The organism is Pseudomonas sp. SG-MS2 (assembly GCF_009933855.1).
Classification (GTDB): domain Bacteria; phylum Pseudomonadota; class Gammaproteobacteria; order Pseudomonadales; family Pseudomonadaceae; genus Aquipseudomonas; species Aquipseudomonas putida_E.
Window position 1 is genome coordinate 81739 of sequence record NZ_MOMO01000124.1, and the last position, 17921, is coordinate 99659.

Annotated in this window: 16 protein-coding genes; all 16 read right to left on the reverse strand. The window is 61.0% G+C overall.

The genetic code is table 11. From position 1 onward, the window contains the following. Positions 1-4: 4 nt before the first annotated feature. A complete protein-coding gene (locus tag BLX42_RS10335; RefSeq protein ID WP_046786990.1) occupies positions 5-790 on the reverse strand; it encodes a MetQ/NlpA family ABC transporter substrate-binding protein in 786 nt (261 codons plus the stop codon). A gap of 176 nt (positions 791-966) precedes the next feature. Further along, positions 967-1797: a sigma 54-interacting transcriptional regulator gene (locus BLX42_RS10340; RefSeq protein WP_161871730.1), complete on the reverse strand. Its 831-nt coding sequence runs from the start codon at positions 1795-1797 to the stop codon at positions 967-969. Positions 1798-1860: 63 nt separating this feature from the next. Next, complete coding sequence (locus BLX42_RS10345) at positions 1861-2442, reverse strand: alpha/beta hydrolase (protein WP_161871731.1); 582 nt, start codon at positions 2440-2442, stop codon at positions 1861-1863. Positions 2443-2746: 304 nt separating this feature from the next. Then, positions 2747-3736, reverse strand: coding sequence for a sulfate/molybdate ABC transporter ATP-binding protein (locus BLX42_RS10350; RefSeq protein WP_012312241.1), 990 nt, complete (start codon positions 3734-3736; stop codon positions 2747-2749). 3 nt (positions 3737-3739) lie between these two features. After that, entirely contained in the window at positions 3740-4612 is an 873-nt protein-coding gene (gene cysW, locus BLX42_RS10355; protein WP_046786986.1) for a sulfate ABC transporter permease subunit CysW, read from the reverse strand. A gap of 11 nt (positions 4613-4623) precedes the next feature. Further along, positions 4624-5442: a sulfate ABC transporter permease subunit CysT gene (cysT, locus tag BLX42_RS10360; protein WP_161871732.1), complete on the reverse strand. Its 819-nt coding sequence runs from the start codon at positions 5440-5442 to the stop codon at positions 4624-4626. 171 nt (positions 5443-5613) lie between these two features. Next, the gene (locus BLX42_RS10365) at positions 5614-6621 is read right to left on the reverse strand and encodes a sulfate ABC transporter substrate-binding protein (protein ID WP_161871733.1); all 1008 of its coding nucleotides are present in this window, start codon (positions 6619-6621) and stop codon (positions 5614-5616) included. A 48-nt stretch (positions 6622-6669) separates the two neighbouring features. Further along, positions 6670-6852 (reverse strand): sulfur starvation response protein OscA, encoded by a 183-nt coding sequence (gene oscA, locus BLX42_RS10370; protein WP_046786983.1) that lies wholly within the window; start codon positions 6850-6852, stop codon positions 6670-6672. A 185-nt stretch (positions 6853-7037) separates the two neighbouring features. After that, entirely contained in the window at positions 7038-10094 is a 3057-nt protein-coding gene (locus BLX42_RS10375) for an efflux RND transporter permease subunit (protein ID WP_161871734.1), read from the reverse strand. Further along, positions 10091-11158: an efflux RND transporter periplasmic adaptor subunit gene (locus BLX42_RS10380; protein WP_161871735.1), complete on the reverse strand. Its 1068-nt coding sequence runs from the start codon at positions 11156-11158 to the stop codon at positions 10091-10093. The genes BLX42_RS10375 and BLX42_RS10380 overlap by 4 nt, the downstream gene beginning before the upstream one ends. Then, on the reverse strand, positions 11155-12243 hold the full coding sequence (locus BLX42_RS10385; RefSeq protein ID WP_161871736.1) for an efflux RND transporter periplasmic adaptor subunit: 1089 nt from the start codon (positions 12241-12243) through the stop codon (positions 11155-11157). The genes BLX42_RS10380 and BLX42_RS10385 overlap by 4 nt, the downstream gene beginning before the upstream one ends. A 207-nt stretch (positions 12244-12450) precedes the next feature. After that, complete coding sequence (locus BLX42_RS10390; RefSeq protein ID WP_046786979.1) at positions 12451-13344, reverse strand: ABC transporter permease subunit; 894 nt, start codon at positions 13342-13344, stop codon at positions 12451-12453. Then, on the reverse strand, positions 13341-14222 hold the full coding sequence (locus BLX42_RS10395) for an ABC transporter permease subunit (protein ID WP_172655290.1): 882 nt from the start codon (positions 14220-14222) through the stop codon (positions 13341-13343). Before BLX42_RS10395 ends, BLX42_RS10390 begins: the two co-directional genes overlap by 4 nt. Positions 14223-14257: 35 nt before the next feature. After that, entirely contained in the window at positions 14258-15400 is a 1143-nt protein-coding gene (potA, locus tag BLX42_RS10400) for a polyamine ABC transporter ATP-binding protein (protein ID WP_012312231.1), read from the reverse strand. A 60-nt stretch (positions 15401-15460) separates the two neighbouring features. Continuing rightward, positions 15461-16555, reverse strand: a complete 1095-nt coding sequence (locus BLX42_RS10405; protein WP_119689111.1) for a polyamine ABC transporter substrate-binding protein — start codon at positions 16553-16555, stop codon at positions 15461-15463. A 160-nt stretch (positions 16556-16715) separates the two neighbouring features. Further along, on the reverse strand, positions 16716-17813 hold the full coding sequence (locus BLX42_RS10410; protein WP_046786978.1) for a polyamine ABC transporter substrate-binding protein: 1098 nt from the start codon (positions 17811-17813) through the stop codon (positions 16716-16718). Positions 17814-17921 lie beyond the last annotated feature (108 nt).

Consider the following 17921-nt stretch of genomic DNA (forward strand, 5'->3'; position numbering starts at 1 on the left):
CGAATCAGAACGCCGGCAGCACCGCACCGCTGTACTTCTTGGCGATGAATTCCTTGACCTCAGGGCTGGTCAGGGCCTTGGCCAGCTTCTGCATAGCCTCGCTGTTCTTGTTGTCCGGGCGGGCCACCAGGAAGTTCACGTACGGCGAGTCGCTACCCTCGATCACCAACGCATCCTTGGCCGGGTTCAGGCCAGCTTCCAGCGCGTAGTTGGTGTTGATCATGTCCAGGTCGACCTGGTCCAGCACACGCGCCAGCATGGCCGACTCAAGCTCCTTGAACTTCAGGTTCTTCGGGTTCTCGGCAATGTCTTTCGGAGTGGCCAGGGCGTTTTTTGGGTCTTTCAGGGTGATCAGGCCAGCCTTCTGCAGCAGGATCAGGGCACGGCCACTGTTGCTGCCTTCGTTAGGAATGGCAACGGTGGCGCCATCCTTCAGTTCGGACAGGTTCTTGATCTTCTTCGAGTAGCCACCGAACGGTTCGACATGCACGCCGATCACGGTTTCCAGATGGGTGCCTTTACCTTCGTTGAAGCTCTTCAGGTAAGGCAGGGTCTGGAAGTAGTTGGCGTCCAGGCGCTTCTGGTCTACCTGTACGTTGGGCTGTACGTAGTCAGTGAAGACCTTGATCTGCAGGTCCACGCCTTCCTTGGCCAAGGTCGGCTTGATCAGCTCCAGAATTTCGGCGTGGGGCACAGGGGTCGCGGCAACCACCAGTTTCTCGGCGGCGGCAGCCAGGCCGGAGAACGACAGGGCAGCGGCCAGGGCAGTGGTCAGCAGGGTCTTCTTCATGGTGGTCCTTGTTTTGTTTCTGGGCCATCGGTGATGGCAAAGTCAGGTGCCCAACCGTTTCATCAGCGGGCGTAAGGCGCAAGATACCGAGATTTTTTATTCCGCAACAATACCTTTTAATTAGCTGCTTATTCCAAAAGCAAATTGCCATTACCCACTTTGTTTATGAGCAACGTCTAGCGCGGGGTGTTCGGCAGGTCGAGGTCCTCTGGCTGAATCTCTTCACTATCATTCACCAGCAGGGCGAAGTGGATGATGTTTTCCAGTTCGCGGGTATTGCCGGGCCACGCGTGGGCTTGGAGCAGTTGCTGGGCCGCTTCACTGATTAACGGCACAGGGCGCTGCAGGCGTGCGCAGTAGATACCTACGAAATACTCAGCCAACGGCAGGATATCGCCGCAGCGCTCACGCAACGGAGGCAGCTCCAGCGAGCCCTCACGCAAGTACTGGTACAAGCGTTCATTGAACCTGCCAGCTTTGACCACCCGGGCCAGGTCAATGCTCGTCGCAGCCACCAGGCGTACGTCCACCGGTTGCGGCAGCTGCGCGCCGACGCGGATGACTTCACGGGTTTCCAGCGCGGCCAGCAGCTTGCCCTGAATCGCCAACGGCAAGTCGGCGATTTCATCCAGGTACAACGTGCCGCCATTGGCCGATCCGAACCAGCCCGCCCGGCTGCTGGCGGTACCTCCATGGGTGCCGGCGCTGTAGCCGAACAGCTCAGCATCGGCGTAGGTATGGCTGATGGCCGCGCAGTTTACCGAGACGAACAGCCCACCACGGTCACTGGCCCGGTGGATTTGCCGAGCCAGCAACTCCTTGCCGGTACCGGTCTCACCGCGGATCAGCACCGGCAAGGCTTGCGGTGCCAGGCGGTCCAGCACCTGGCGCAACTGCTGCGAGCGTGGGTCGATGAACACCAGCGCCTTGGCACGAATGCTAAGTGGGCTCTTGTCCAGCTCAGGGAACGTCAGCAGCGGCTGGCCAAACGGGTTTTGAAAAGTCATGACTAACTCCCGCCCAAACCTCTGCGGGCCGGGCGTCAGGCAAACGATAAACAGTGGTGGCGATCAGGCGCGACGCAGCGCGCGCTGTTCGACACGGCTTTGCAGGCGATACAGGAAGGCAAACCCCTGCTCCCAGCGTTCATGCCCGGATTTGACGTTGATATGCCCTGCATTGGTCAGCAACCCCGCTTCTGCGCCCCAAGCCTGAGCCAGGTACAGCGCGCGCGGCACGCTCACGGCAGGGTCGTTGTCGGAGCTGACCACCTGGCTGGGAAATGGCAGGGCCTGCAGCGGCATCGGCGCAAAGTTGCGCAGGGCGGGCGAGCAGGTCGGCCGCTCGACATCTGCCGGGGCAACCAACAGCGCGCCGCGTACGCGCCGCAGCAAGGCCGGGTTGGCCTGGGCAGCCCAATGGGCGACCGTGATGCAGCCCAGGCTGTGGGCAATGAGAATCACCGGCGAGCGTTCAGCAGCGATTGCCTGCTCCAACGCCTGCACCCAGTCCTGGCGCTGCGGGGTGAGCCAGTCGTGCTGCTCTACCCGCGCACTGTTGGGCAAGGTGCGCTGCCAGTGACTCTGCCAATGATTGTCTGGCGATCCTTGCCAACCCGGCACAATCAGGTAGCGAATGGACTCATTGTGCATGGGATGCCTCCTGTGAATTTGCGTGCTTGGAGGCAAGTATAGGGAAGGGTTTATATTCTTAAAGGAATAAGAAGATATTTACTAATAACCAAAAATCAAAACTAGCCTGCCAGTCGTTTAGCATTATTGGGGCTGCTCCGCAGCCCATCGCCGGCAAGCCAGCTCCCACTGGTACAGCGCAGTTCTTGAGTCTGCGCTGTACCAGTGGGAGCTGGCTTGCCGGCGATGGGCCGCAAAGCGGCCCCGAATCGCTTAACTGACAGGCATCAGGACCTTGTCCGGGTTTTTCACCCGCTAAAGCAACTCAGATATCCGCCACCTTCTGCCAGACCTTTGGCCTGAAGAACAGCGTCTCACCTCGCGCCAGCCCGGTCAGGCTGTCGTGATCCTTGACCACCTCGGCCTCGATCAGCTCGCTCTGCCCTTCCACCTTCAAGGTCACCCGGGTAGTCGCGCCCAATGGGCGGATATCACGTACCTCGGCGGCATGGTGCCCTTCTGTTTCATGGCGCGACAGCGACACCTCGTGCGGGCGGAACAGCACATGATGACCCTCGCTCAACGCCAGCCGGTTGGAGTCGCCGAGGAAGTGGTACACGAAGTCGTTGGCCGGCTTCTCATACACTTCCCCCGGGGAGCCGATCTGCTCGATCACCCCCTTGTTCATCACCACGATGCGATCGGCCACTTCCATGGCCTCTTCCTGGTCGTGGGTGACGAACACCGAAGTCAGGTTGATGTCCTCGTGCAAACGCGCCAGCCAGCGGCGCAATTCCTTGCGCACCTTGGCATCGAGGGCACCGAACGGCTCATCGAGCAGCAGCACCTTGGGCTCCACCGCCAAAGCGCGGGCCAGGGCGATACGCTGGCGCTGGCCACCGGAGAGCTGCTCAGGGTAGCGGTCCGCCAGCCAGTCCAGCTGCACCATGTTCAGCAGCTCATGAACCTTCTCGGCAATCTTGCTCTCGCTCGGGCGCTCGCCCTTGGGCTTCATGCGCAGGCCGAAGGCAACGTTGTCGAACACGCTCATGTGGCGGAACAGCGCGTAGTGCTGGAACACGAAACCAACGTTGCGATCGCGTACATCGTGGCCGGAGACGTCTTCGCCGTGGAACACGATGTTGCCGTCATCCGGTGTTTCCAGGCCGGCGATGATGCGCAGCAGGGTGGTCTTGCCGCAGCCAGAAGGGCCGAGCAGGGCCACCAGCTCACCGCTGTGGATATCCAGGTTGATGTTGTCCAGGGCCTGGAAGCTGTTGAAGCGCTTGCTGACGTTACGAACTTCGATCGACATGACTTATTCCTCCGCTGCGCTATGGCGCAGGCGGTTAATACGGTTCTCGCTCCACTGCTTGAGCAGCAGGATGAAGAGCGCCAGGATCAGCAACAGGCTGGCCACACTGAAGGCCGCGACGTGGTTGTACTCGTTGTAGAGGATCTCCACGTGCAGCGGCAAAGTATTGGTGACGCCACGGATATGGCCCGAGACCACCGATACCGCACCGAACTCGCCCATGGCCCGCGCAGTACACAGCACCACACCGTAGATCAGGCCCCACTTGATGTTCGGCAGGGTCACGTGCCAGAACATCTGCCAGCCGTTGGCACCGAGCAGGCGCGCAGCCTCTTCTTCCTGGGTACCCTGCTCCTGCATCAGCGGGATCAGCTCACGGGCAACGAAGGGCACGGTGACGAAGATGGTCGCCAGCACGATGCCCGGCAAAGCGAAGACGATCTGGATATCGTGGTCCTGCAGCCAAGGCCCGAAAAAGCCTTGGGCGCCGAACATCAATACGTAGACAAGGCCGGCGATCACCGGCGATACCGAGAACGGCAGGTCGATCAGGGTGACCAGGATGCTCTTGCCACGGAAGGTGTACTTGCTCACGCACCAGGCGGCGCTGACGCCGAATACCAGGTTCAGCGGCACCGAGATGACGACGGCGAGCAGCGTCAGCTTCAGCGCCGACAAGGCATCAGGCTCGAAGATCGCCTCGAAGAAGGTACCGAAACCGTTCTTCAGCGCCTGCGATACCACGATCACCAGCGGCAGCAGCAGAAACAGTGCGAACACCAGCCAGCCAAGGCCGATCAGGATGCGCCGCGACGTGGCGCTGCCGCGACGTGCGGCATTGGCGGCGGCGTTAGTGCTCAGGGATGAACTGGACATGCCGGCCTCCTTCAAGGGGTTTCGATGCGGCGCTGCAGCAGGTTGATCAGCAGCAGCAGGATGAAGGAAACCACCAGCATCAGCACGCCGATGGCAGTCGCGCCGGTGTAGTCGTATTGGTCGAGCTTGACCATGATCAGCAGCGGCAGGATCTCGGTCTTCATCGGCATATTGCCGGCAATGAAGATCACCGAACCGTACTCGCCCACGCCACGGGCAAAGGCCAGGGCAAACCCTGTGAGCCAGGCGGGCAGCAGGGCCGGTGCCAGCACGTGCCGGAACACCTGCAGTGGTTTCGCGCCCAGGCAGGCAGCAGCCTCTTCGACTTCCCGCGGTATGTCCGCCAGCACCGGTTGCACGGTACGCACCACGAACGGCAGGGTGACGAAGGTCAGCGCCAGGGTGATGCCCAGAGGGGTGTAGGCGATCTTGAAGCCCAGGTCGGTGGCGAACTGACCGACCCAGCCTGCGGGGGCATAAAGCGCAGTCAGAGCAATACCCGCAACGGCAGTGGGTAGAGCGAACGGCAGGTCGATCATCGCATCGATGATCTTGCGCCCAGGGAAGGTATAACGCACCAGCACCCAAGCCAGCAGGGTACCGATAACACCGTTGATGATGGCGGCGAACAGGGCGGTGCCGAAACTCAGCTTGAGCGCGGCAATCACACGCGGCGCACTGATGATGTTCCAGAACTGCTCCCAGGTAAGCTGCGCGGCATGCACGAACATGGCGGCCAGCGGTATCAGCACGATCAGGCTGAGATACACCAAGGTGTAGCCCAGTGTCAGCCCGAAGCCGGGTATGACAGGGGAAATGCGACGTGACATAAAGATCCCTGGTTTAACGCACCAAGCCCGGCGGATGTGCCAGGCGGGTGCAGGCTTGTGAATCCTGGGGCTGCTGCGCAGCCCTTACGCGACACAAGGCCACGCTCTACCTGTAGGAGCGGCCTTGTGTCGCGAAAGGGCCGCAAGGCGGCCCCGCTTCTCCATGGCTGTTTACTGCGCCTGATAGATCTGGTCGAACACCCCGCCATCATTGAAGAATTTGGGCTGTGCTGTCTTCCAGCCACCGAAGTCCTTGTCGATAGTCACCAGATCCAGCTTCGGAAATTGCTTGCCGAACTCGGCAGCGACCTTCGCGTCACGTGGGCGGTAAAAGTTTTCGGCAGCGATTCTCTGGCCAGCCGGGCTGTACAGGTGCTTGAGGTACTCCTCGGCGATCTGTTCATTACCCTTCTTCTGCACGTTCTTGTCGACCACCGCCACAGGCGGTTCGGCCAGGATCGACAGCGAAGGCACGACGATCTCGAATTTGTCGCCACCGCCGTCCTCCTTCAGCGCCAGGAAAGCTTCGTTTTCCCAGGCCAGCAGAACATCACCCTGGCCGTTGTTGACGAACGTGATGGTCGAGCCACGGGCACCGGTATCCAGAACCGGCACATGCTTGAACAGCTCCTGCACGTATTCCTTGGCTTTGGCTTCGTTGCCACCTTGCTGCAGGCCGTAGGCCCAGGCGGCGAGGAAGTTCCAGCGCGCGCCACCGGAGGTTTTAGGGTTGGGGGTAATGACCGCAACGTCCTTCTTGATCAGGTCACCCCAGTCCTTGATACCTTTCGGGTTGCCCTTGCGCACCAGAAACACGATGGTCGAGGTGTACGGGGTGCTGGCGTCCGGCAGGCGCTTCTGCCAGTCCTGCGGCAAGGTCTTGCCCAGCTTGGCGATCTCGTCGATGTCACCCGCCAGGGCCAGGGTCACCACGTCGGCGCGCAAGCCGTCGATTACCGCGCGGCCCTGTTTGCCCGAGCCGCCATGGGACTGCTGGATCTTCACCTTGTCGTCCGGGTGAGACTGCTGCCAGTGCTTGATGAATTCAGCATTGTATTGCTGATACAGCTCACGGGTCGGGTCGTAGGACACGTTCAGCAGTTCGTAGTCCTTGGCGATGGCGGAACCGGCAAAAACGGCACTGGCCAAGGCGGCGAGCGCATAACGGCGGATGGACATGGTGAAGCTCCCGATTGGCATTTTTCTAGTTTTGAGTGAAGTGCGGTATCAGCCGGGCTTGTTGCCGGGCTGTTGCAGGCGGAACTTCTCTTTACGCTCGATCTGCACGACCTGACCGTTGTGCACGGTAATCTCCACCGCACCGAAACGCAGATCGCGCAGAGCGCTCTGGATCTCACGCACAATGGTGGCTTCGTCCTGACCGTCAATGCTGCGCACAGATGCACTCATGCTCGCTCTCCTGTGAGTGAGGTGCCGGGCAGAGGTTTTTGAAGGGGGTATGCGCCTGGCTTGAGAGCAATAGTAGAGAGGCACAGATATTCTTAAAAATACTGTTTAAGAATTTTTATATAACCAGAATTATTATTCGCCGAGATCGCTAAAGGGCCGCACTGCGGCCCCAGCTTTCTGCAGGACTAACTGGATTGCTTCTGAGGCTCGCGGATCTTGTACCAGGCCACATAGAGCGCCGGCAGGAACAGCAGCGTCAGCAGCGTTGCACTGATGATGCCGCCAATCATGGCGTAGGCCATCGGCCCCCAGAACACCTCACGGGCAATCGGGATCATGCCCAGACTGGCCGCCGCGGCAGTCAGCAAGATTGGCCTGCGGCGGTGGTTTGTGGCTTCCAGCACCGCATCCCAGGGTGAGTAGCCCTGGGCCTCGAACTCATCGATCTGGGTCACCAGAATGACCGAGTTACGAATGATGATGCCGGCCAGCGCGAGAATCCCGAGAATCGCCACAAAGCCCATGGGCGTGCCCGTCGGCACCAGTGCCACGACCACGCCGATCAACCCCAGCGGCGCCACGCTGACCACCAGGAACAGCTTCTGCACACTGTGCAGCTGGATCATCAGGAACGTCGCCATGAGGAACAGCATCAGCGGGATGACCTTGGCGATCGGCCCTTGTGCCTTGCCGCTCTCTTCCACCGTACCACCTGTGGCTACCTCGTAACCGACTGGCAACTGGCTGGCGAACTCATCGATCTTCGGCTTGAGCTGCGCGACCAGGTCGGTAGGCTGGATCTCGCCGTTGACCGATGCCTTGATGGTGATGGTAGGTTTACGGTCGCGGCGCCATACCAGCGGCTGCTCCAGCTCGTAGCGCACCGTGGCGAATGCCAGCAAGGGTATCGAGGTGCCACTGGGCGTGACGATCTGCAGGTTCTGCAAGGTGTCTGGTGAGCCCCTCTCACTGTCCACGGCACGGGCGATCACGTCCACCAGGTAGATGTTGTCGTTGACCTCGGTGACCGGCGCGCCGCTGACGATGCTGTTCATCACATTGGCCACGTCCTCGGACGACAGCCCGAGCTGGCGCGCCTTGTCCTGGGCGATCTCTATGCGCAGCACCTTACCCGGCTCGTTCCAGTCGTAGATCATCTCGCCGATGTGTTCATTGGTATTGAGCATCGTGGCCAGGTCGATCGCATGCTTTCGCACCTGGTCGATGTCCTTGCCGCTGACCCGATACTGGATCGGCCGCCCTACCGGCGGGCCCATTTCCAGCGACTGCACATTGGTGCCGATGCCGACGAACTCTTCGTGCAACAGCTTCTGCAGGCGCGCCATCATGCCCGCACGTTCCTCGAAGCCTTTGCTGACGATGACCAGCTGGGCGTAGTACGGGTTCTGCAGTTGCTGGTCCAGCGGCAGGTAGAAACGGATGGCGCCCTGGCCGATGTAGGTGCTCCAACGCACCATGTCCGGGTCGTCCTTGATCTTCGCCTCCAGGCGGTCGACCACCTTGCGCGTCTCCTCGATCGAGGCGTTCTGCGGCAGGTTGAGGTCGACGAGGATTTCCGGACGGTCCGAAGACGGGAAAAACTGGTTTTGCACAAAGCGCATGCTGAACAGCGACAGGGCGAACAGCAGGATGGTGCCGATGATGGTCAGCCAGCGGTGCCGCATGCACCACAGCAAACCACCTTCGAACGCCCGCCCCACGCGGCCGGGCTCCGCCTCATGGCCCTTGAGCTTGTCGCTCTTGAGAATATGTACACCGAGCACCGGCGCAAAGAACACCGCAACCACCCAGGACACGATCAGTGCCACGGCAATCACCGCGAACAGGGTGTAGGTGTACTCACCGGCGGAGCTAGCATTGAGGCCGATCGGTACGAAGCCGGCTACGGTCACAAGGGTGCCAGTAAGCATAGGGAACGCGGTCGAGGTATAGGCAAAAGTCGCAGCCTGTTCCTTGCTCTCGCCCATCTCAAGGCGTGTGACCATGACCTCGACGGTAATCATCGCATCATCCACCAGCAGGCCCAGCGCGATGATCAGCGCACCGAGTGAGATCCTCTGCATGGTGATGCCGCTGTACTCCATGAACACGAAGACCATGGCCAGCACCAGCGGGATCGAGCAGGCCACCACCAGCCCTGCACGCACGCCAAGGCTGACGAAACTCACTGCCAGCACGATCACCACGGCCTCGAACAGCGCGCTGGTAAAGCCCCCTACCGCCTCTTTGACCACCACCGCCTGGTCGGACACGGTGTGAACGCCTACGCCAACCGGCAGGTCGTTGACGATGCTGTCCATCTTCTTCTTGAGGGCGGCGCCGAACACCTGGATGTTACCGCCAGCCTTCATGCCAATGGCCAGGCCAATGGCGGTCTGGCCGTTATAACGGAACATCGGTGACGGCGGGTCGACATAGCCGCGCTCGATATCGGCGATATCGGCCAGACGGAAGAAACGGTCATTGATGCGCAGGTTGACGGTCTGCAGGTCTTTCTCTGACGCGAATTGCCCGGTGGTGCGCACCGAGATCCGCTCTGGGCCTGCTTCGATCACCCCGGCCGGAGTTACCGCGTTCTGTTGCTGCAGGGCTTGCATGACCTGACGCTGGTCGATGCCCAGGGCGGCCAGCTTGCGCGTGGAAAACTTCAGGTAGAGCACCTCATCCTGGGTGCCGACCAGCTCGATCTTGCCGATATTGGGGACTTCGCGCACCTCGGCGCGGGCCTGCTCCACGTAATCGCGCAGCTGGCGCAGGGTCAGCCCATCTGCGGTGAACGCGTAGATCGAGCCGAACACATCGCCGAACTCGTCATTGAACCCTGGCCCCTGGATACCCTGTGGGAACTCGCCGCGAATATCCTGGATCTTCTTGCGCACCTGGTACCAGATTTGCGGGATGTCAGCAGCTTTGGTGGTGTCTCGCAGGTAGACGTAGACGGTGGACTCACCCGGGCGGGTGTAGCTCTTGGTGTAGTCGAGGGAGTCCAGCTCCTCGAGTTTTTTCTCGATGCGGTCGGTGACCTGGTACAGGGTTTCGTCCTGGGTCGCCCCAGGCCAGCGGGTCTGGATCACCATGGTTTTGATGGTGAACGAAGGGTCTTCTTCGCGGCCAAGGTTGAAGTAGGAAAAAATCCCCATCAGCAGGCCGACGAACATCAGGTACCAGACGAAAGACTGATGGCGCAACGCCCATTCGGACAGGTTGAAGCTTCCTTTCATTGCGCTTCCTCGTCGAAGGTGACCTTCTGGCCAGGCTTGAGGCTGTTGACACCGGCAGTGACCACCCGCTCCCCAGGCTGCACTCCAGACGCCAGCACGATACTGTCGCCGGTGCGGTCCAGCAGGGCAACGTCACGGGTAGCGACGGTTTTTTGCTCCGGATCGATGACCCATACCTGGGTCTTGCCATCGCGCTCGAGCAGCGCGCTCAGCGGCAATTCGCTGCGCGGGGTGATTGCCGAGGTCAGGGTGACACTGATCGCGGTACCCAGGTGGAAGGCATCGGGGGTACTGGCAAGGGTCAGGCGGGCACGCCGGGTGCGCGTGGCGGCATCGGCCTGGGGCTCCAGTTCACGCAGTATGGCGGTGGTATTGATGCTGTTGTCCAGTTGCGAGGCAACCGTGAACGTCAGGTCCTTGGTCAGCTGTTCGGCGATGCCGATGGGCAGGTCGATCACCGCTTCCTTGATGTCAGGTCGCGCCAGCGTGACCACCGCCTGACCGGCGGTGACCGTCTGCCCGGCCTCTGCCTGCCAGGCCGTGATCACCGCCGCATGGTCGCTGCGCAAGGTGCTGTAATCGAGCTGGTCACGCGCCTGACTGACCGCCGAACGCGCTTGCTCCAGGCTCGCGCCGGTGGTTTTCAGGTCGGTCTGGGCGATGTCCAGCTGGGCCAGGGCGCCGACGCCCCGGTCATACAGCTGTTGTTGCCGGCGGGCATTGGCCTGGGCGTTGATCCATTGCGCCTGGACCCTGGCCAGGTCGCCCTCGGCAGCGCGCAGCTGGTTCTGCTGGTCGGTGGGATCAAGGGTGGCGAGCGTGTCACCCGGCTTCACCTGGGCCCCGACATCCAGCCAGCGCCGGGCAATGCGCCCGGCCACCCGGAAACCCAGCGTGCTTTCATAGCGCGCCTGGATGGTACCGGCGAAGCGGCCAAGCTGCGACTGCGCCTGGGCTTCGACCACGGTTGACAGCACCGGGCGCACGGCTTCGGGTTGTTCTTCCTCACTGCCACAGGCCGTCAACAGCAAGCCTGCCGCACACATCAACAGTACCTTGTTCATGGTGCGGCGCCTCCGTCCTTGGCATCGACCTTCTCGACCTGCATACCGGGATGCAACAACTGGCCACCGCTGACGACTACCGTCTCACCGCCTTTTATGCCTTGGGCGATGACCACCTTGCCGGTGAGATAGCGGGTTACCTGGACTTTGCGCAGCTCAACCTTGTCGCCTTCACCCACCACCCACACCGCAGGCTCATGCAAGGCCTTGGTCAGTGCCGCCCAAGGCAACTCGATGCTCGGCCGCCCTTGCGCGTTGGCCGTGGCAGTAACAGGCGAACCCAGGCGCATGGCCGCTGGCACATTGCGCAGGGCCACCTTGACCTGCACCGTGCCGCTCTGGGCCGATACGGTCGGGGTGATTTCACGGACAAAGCCTTGGGCCTGGACCTTGGGGTCGTCGAGCAGGCTGACCATCACCCCGGCATCGCTCGGCGGCGCCACCAGCAGGGACTCGTAGACATTGAACACCGCATCGCGGTCGCCATCGCGCGCCAGGCTGAAGATCGGCATGGTTGCCTGGACCACTTGACCGACCTCGGCCTGGCGCTCGGTGATCACCCCATCAGCCTCCGACACCAATGCGGTGTAGCCCAGTTGCTCTTGGGCATTGGCCAGTTGCGCCTGGGCTGCCTTGAGCGCGCTCTGGTTGCTGCGCAGCGATGCTTCGGCCGAGTCGTATTCGCTCTGGCTGGTGTAGCCCTTGGGCAACAGTTTTTGCTGGCGGACGAAGGCCGCGCTGGTCTGGGTGACGCGCGCCTGAGCAGCGAACACCTCGGCCTTGGCCGAATCGACATCGTTCTGCAGGTCTTTGGGGTCCAGCCGGGCCAGCACCTGATTGGCCTTCACGTGGTCGCCCACGTCAACGCTGCGCGAGATGATCTTGCCACCCACGCGAAACGAGAGATCAGTCTGCACACGCGCCTGCACATCACCGGTCAGGGTGACCCTGGCGGCGAAGTCAGTGGGTTGGACTTGCAATACACCGACCCGTGGCAAAACCTCGGGAGCCTCTTCCTTGCTGCAACCTGTGAGCAGGCCAAGCAGCCCCAAGCCTACGACCAACAGTGAACGCGTCACCCTCATGCAGGCTCCTGGCTTGCGCGCAAATGATTCGTGGGATGCGACTGTTAGCGTAGATCAGGGTTCAGAAAAAACACTGATCAAAGTCAGTTGGGCGGTCATGGCGACAATGCGGGCCCTGAAACAAGCAAGCCCGCTTCCACTGGATCGATGCAGCCCTCGCGGCGTGCAACCTACCTGTGGAAGCGGGCTTGCCCGCGACTACCGCGCTCAGGCCGACGCTGCGGCTGCCGTCGTGCGTTTGACCTGCGGCTGCGACACGCTGGCCGCAGCACCCTCCTCGATCGCCTGCTGGATCGCCTTGCGGCGATGCTCTTCGGCGCGGCGGCTGAAGTACCAGACCATGAAGGTCACCAATGACACCGACAGCAGGATCAGGCTGGCCACGGCGTTGATCTCCGGCTTCACGCCCAGGCGCACAGCGGAGAACACTTCCATCGGCAAGGTGGTCGAACCAGGCCCGGACACGAAGCTGGCCAGTACCAGGTCATCCAGCGACAGGGCGAACGACATCATGCCGCCCGCCGCCAGCGACGGCGCAATCATCGGGATGGTGATCAGGAAGAACACCTTCCACGGCTTGGCACCCAGGTCCATGGCCGCTTCTTCGATCGACAGGTCCAGCTCGCGCAGGCGCGCCGACACCACTACCGCCACATAAGCCGCGCAGAACGTGGTGTGGGCGATCCAGATGGTGACCACGCCCCGTTCCTGCGGCCAGCCGATCGTCTGCGCCATGGCCACGAACAGCAGCAACAGCGACAGACCGGTGATCACTTCAGGCATCACCAGCGGTGCAGTGACCAGGCCACCGAACAGCGTGCGGCCCTTGAAGCGGGTGACCCGGGTCAGCACGAAGGCTGCCAGGGTACCCAAAGCCACCGCCGCCACCGCCGTGTAGCAGGCGATCTCCAGCGAGCGCATCACCGACCCCATGAGCTGGGTGTTGTCGAGCAGGCCGACGTACCACTTGATCGACCAGCCGCCCCACACCGTTACCAGCTTGGAGGCGTTGAACGAATAGATCACCAGGATCAGCATCGGCAGGTAGATGAACAGCAAGCCGAGCACCAGCATCAGCTTGGAGAAACTGAAGCGCTTCATGCCCTGCCCTCCATCTCTTTGGCCTGGCTACGGTTGAACAGCAGGATCGGTACGATCAGGATCGCCAGCATCACCACCGCCAGGGCAGAGGCCACCGGCCAGTCACGGTTGTTGAAGAACTCTTGCCACAGCACCTTACCGATCATCAGGGTTTCCGGGCCGCCCAGCAGTTCCGGAATGACGAACTCGCCCACCACCGGGATGAACACCAGCATGCAGCCGGCGATAATGCCGTTTTTCGACAGCGGCACGGTGATCTTCCAGAAGCTGTTGAAGGTGCTCGAACCCAGGTCCGATGCGGCTTCAAGCAGGCTCTGGTCGTGCTTTACCAGGTTGGCGAACAGCGGCAGGATCATGAACGGCAGGTACGAATAGACCACGCCGATGTACACCGCCAGGTTGGTGTTGAGGATCTGCAACGGCTGGTCGATCAGCCCGGTCCACATCAGGAACCCGTTGAGCAGGCCGTTGTTGCTGAGGATGCCCATCCAGGCATAGACGCGGATCAGGATCGCGGTCCAGGTCGGCATCATGATCAGCAGCAACAGCACGGTCTGGGTTTCCTTGCGTGCGTTGGCAATCGAATAGGCCATCGGGTAGCCGATCAGCAAACACAGCACGGTGCTGATGAAGGCCATCTTCAGCGAGCCCAGATAGGCCGAGATGTACAGCTCATCCTCAGTCAACAGGCCATAGTTGGCCAGGTTGATTACCAGCTGCACCTTGTCTTCGACGTAGCTGTAGATCTCGGTATACGGCGGGATCGCCACGTCGGCTTCGGCAAAGCTGATCTTCAGCACGATGAAGAACGGCAGCATGAAGAACAGGAACAGCCAGATGAACGGCACGCCGATCACCAGGTGCCGCCCCTCGGGGATAAGGCGCTGGAAGGCTCGCTTGAGCTTGCGCAGTTTCATGACCGCAGTACCACGCCGCTGTCGTCTTCCCACCAGACGTACACTTCATCGCCCCAGGTCGGGCGGGTGCCCTGGCGCTCGGCGTTGGCGACGAAAGACTGGACCACCTTGCCGCTGGGCAGCTCGACGTAGAACACCGAGTGGCCGCCCAGGTAGGCGATGTCATGGACCTTGCCGCGCGACCAGTTGTGCTCGAAATCCGGCTGCTCGGTAGTCACCAGCATTTTTTCCGGGCGCAGGGCGTAGGTGATGTGCTTGTCTTCAACCGAAGTGGACACACCGTGGCCAACGTAGATCTTGCGCTCGAGTTCCGGCGAGGCGATCAGCGCATGGCCTTCGGCATCGTCGATCACTTCGGCCTCGAACAGGTTGACGTTACCGATGAACTCGCACACCAGGCGGCTGGTGGGCGTCTCATAGATATCCACAGGCGAACCGATCTGGGCAATCCAGCCCAAGTGCATGATGGCAATGCGCTGGGCCATGGTCATGGCCTCTTCCTGATCGTGGGTCACCATCACGCAGGTCACGCCCACGCGCTCGATGATCTCGACCAGTTCCAGCTGCATCTGCGAACGCAGCTTCTTGTCCAGCGCGCCCATTGGCTCATCGAGCAGCAACAGCTTGGGGCGCTTGGCCAGCGAACGGGCCAAGGCCACACGCTGACGCTGACCACCGGAGAGCTGGTGCGGCTTGCGCTTGGCGTACTGGGTCATGTGCACCAGCTTGAGCATCTCGGCCACGCGGGCGTCGATCTCGGCCTTGGGCATCCGGTCCTGCTGCAAGCCGAAGGCGATGTTCTGCGCCACGGTCATGTGCGGGAACAGCGCGTAGGACTGGAACATCATGTTGATCGGCCGCTCGTAGGGCGGCATGTCGGTGATGTCTACGCCATCGAGGAAAATACGCCCTTCAGTCGGGCGCTCGAAACCGGCCAGCATACGCAGCAAGGTCGACTTGCCCGAACCGGAGCCACCGAGCAGGGCGAAAATTTCGCCCTTGCGGATCTCCAGCGACACATCGTCCACCGCTACCGTTTCGTCGAATTTTTTTGTGACCCGGTCGATCTTGACCAACACCTGCTTGGGTTGCTGGCCACCCTCGAGGGCTTTCTTATAGGCACCGGAGGCAACTGCCATGAGTGAAACTCCCAACAAGATTTGTGTGCCCGCCCCTGCTTTGGCGGCGGGCCTGGATTGTTACTTGCCCGACTTGACCTTGGTCCAGCTGCGGGTCATCAAACGTTGCACCTTCGGTGGCAACTCACTGTTGACGAACATCTTGTCCAGCACTTCCTGCGGTGGGTAAACCGCGGCGTCAGTCCTCACGGCCTGGTCCATCAGGTCGCCAGCCTTGGGGTTCGGGTTGGCGTAACCGACGTAATCACTGACCTGGGCGATAACCTCAGGTTTCAGCAAATAGTTGATGAAGGCGTGAGCCTCTTTGACGTTCCTGGCATCCTTGGGGACTGCCAGCACGTCGAACCAGAGGTTGCCGCCTTCCTTGGGAATCGCGTAGGCCAGGTTCACGCCCTTCTTCGCTTCTTCAGCGCGGGCCTTGGCCTGGAACACATCGCCGGAAAAACCTGCCGCGACGCAGATGTCGCCGTTGGCCAGGTCCGTGATGTACTTGGACGAGTGGAAGTAGGTTACGTACGGGCGTACCGCCAGCAGCTTCTGCTCGGCCTTCTCGTAGTCCTTGGGGTTGGTGCTGTTGGGGTCCAGCCCCATGTAGTTGAGCACCGCCGGCAGCATTTCATCCGCCGAATCCAGGAACGCCACGCCGCATTGGGAGAGCTTCTTCATGTTCTCGGGCTCGAACAGCACGGCCCAGGAATCGATGGTGTCCACGCCCAGTGCCGCCTTGACCTTGTCGACGTTGTAGCCGATGCCATTGGTGCCCCACAGGTAAGGCACGGCGTACTGGTTGCCTGGGTCGTTCTTTTCCAGGCGCTTCATCAACGCCGGGTCCAGGTTGGAATAATTGGGCAGCAGGTTCTTGTCGAGCTTCTGGAACGCGCCCGCCTTGATCTGCTTGCCGAGGAAATGGTTGGACGGCACTACCACGTCATAACCGGTGTTGCCGGCCAGCAGCTTGCCTTCCAGGGTTTCGTTGGAGTCGAACACGTCCTGCACAGGTTTGATACCCGTGGCTTTCTCGAAGTCTTCGAGCGTGGTCGGGCCAATGTAGTCGGACCAGTTGTAGAAGTGCACCGTAGGCGCCGCTTGGACGCTGCATGCCAGCGTCAGGCCCGCTCCAGCCATGAAGGCTTTGCGTAATACAGAAATAGACAAGTGGGTGGTCCTCACAATCAGTGCCTTGGTAACGGCGCAGCGCTGCCGCGCACGCAAAACCGGCGCGCAACTTACCCTCGCAGCCACGATGCCGCAATCATCAATTGCCATTCACCGGCTCTGGGCCGGAAAACCCCGGCCCAGAGGTCTTGCATCGGGCTTACTTGCCCGACTTGATCCTGGTCCAGCTGCGGGTGATCAGACGCTGGGCAGCAGCTTCTGGCGCGGCGATCGCGTACAGGTGCTTTTTCACGTCGGCAGGTGGATAGATGCTCGGGTCGCTGGTGATGTCCTTGTCCACCAACGGGGTCGCAGCAGCGTTACCGTTCGGGAAACGTACGGCGTTGGTGATCTCGGCCATGATTTCCGGCTGCATCAGGAAGTCCATGAACTTGTAGGCGGCGTCCTTGTGCTCGGCATCCTTGGGGATGGCGACCATGTCGTAGAAGGTGCCAGCGCCTTCTTTCGGGATGATGTAGTCGACCTTGACCTTGTCGCCGGCTTCGTGTGCGCGGGCTTTGGATTGCTCCAGGTCACCCGAGTACCCGACGGCCACGCAGATGTTGCCGTTGGCCATGTCGCCGATGTATTTGGACGAGTGGAAGTAGGTGATCGAAGGACGAATCTTCAGGAACAGGTCCTCGGCCTTCTTCAGGTCTTCTTTCTTGGTGCTGTCGCTAGGCAGGCCCAAATAGTGCAGCGCGGCTGGCAGCATTTCGGTCGGGGCGTCGAGGAAGCTCACGCCACAGCTCTTGAGTTTCTCGATGTTCTCAGGCTTGAACACGACGTCCCACGAATCGATCTTGTCGACGCCCAGCGCGGCCTTGACCTTCTCCGGGTTGTAGCCGATGCCGATCGAGCCCCACATGTAAGGGAAGGCGTGCTTGTTGCCTTTGTCGCTGGCGTCACCGACGGCCTTGAGCAGGTCTTCGTCGAGGTTCTTCCAGTTCGGCAGCTTGGAGCGGTCGAGCTCTTCGTAGACCCCCGCCTTGATCTGCTTGGCCAGGAAGTTGTTGGACGGCACGACCACGTCATAGCCGGACTTGCCCGCCAGCAGCTTGGCTTCCAGGGTTTCGTTGCTGTCGAAGACGTCGTACTTGACCTTGATGCCTGTCTGTTTTTCGAACTTCGCGATGGTGTCCGGAGCGATGTAGTCCGACCAGTTGTAGACGTTCAGCACCTTGTCTTCAGCCTGTACAGCGGTGGCCATGGCACCCATCAGGGCGGCGGCCAGCAACGTCTTGCCCATTTTCTTCATGCGTCATGCTCCAGAATTTTTTATTTAGCCATCTGTTCAGCAGCCAGAACCTACCGTGCAGAGCGCCGGGCGACTGAAACAGCCGCTAGTCTGGCAAGTTACAAGGCG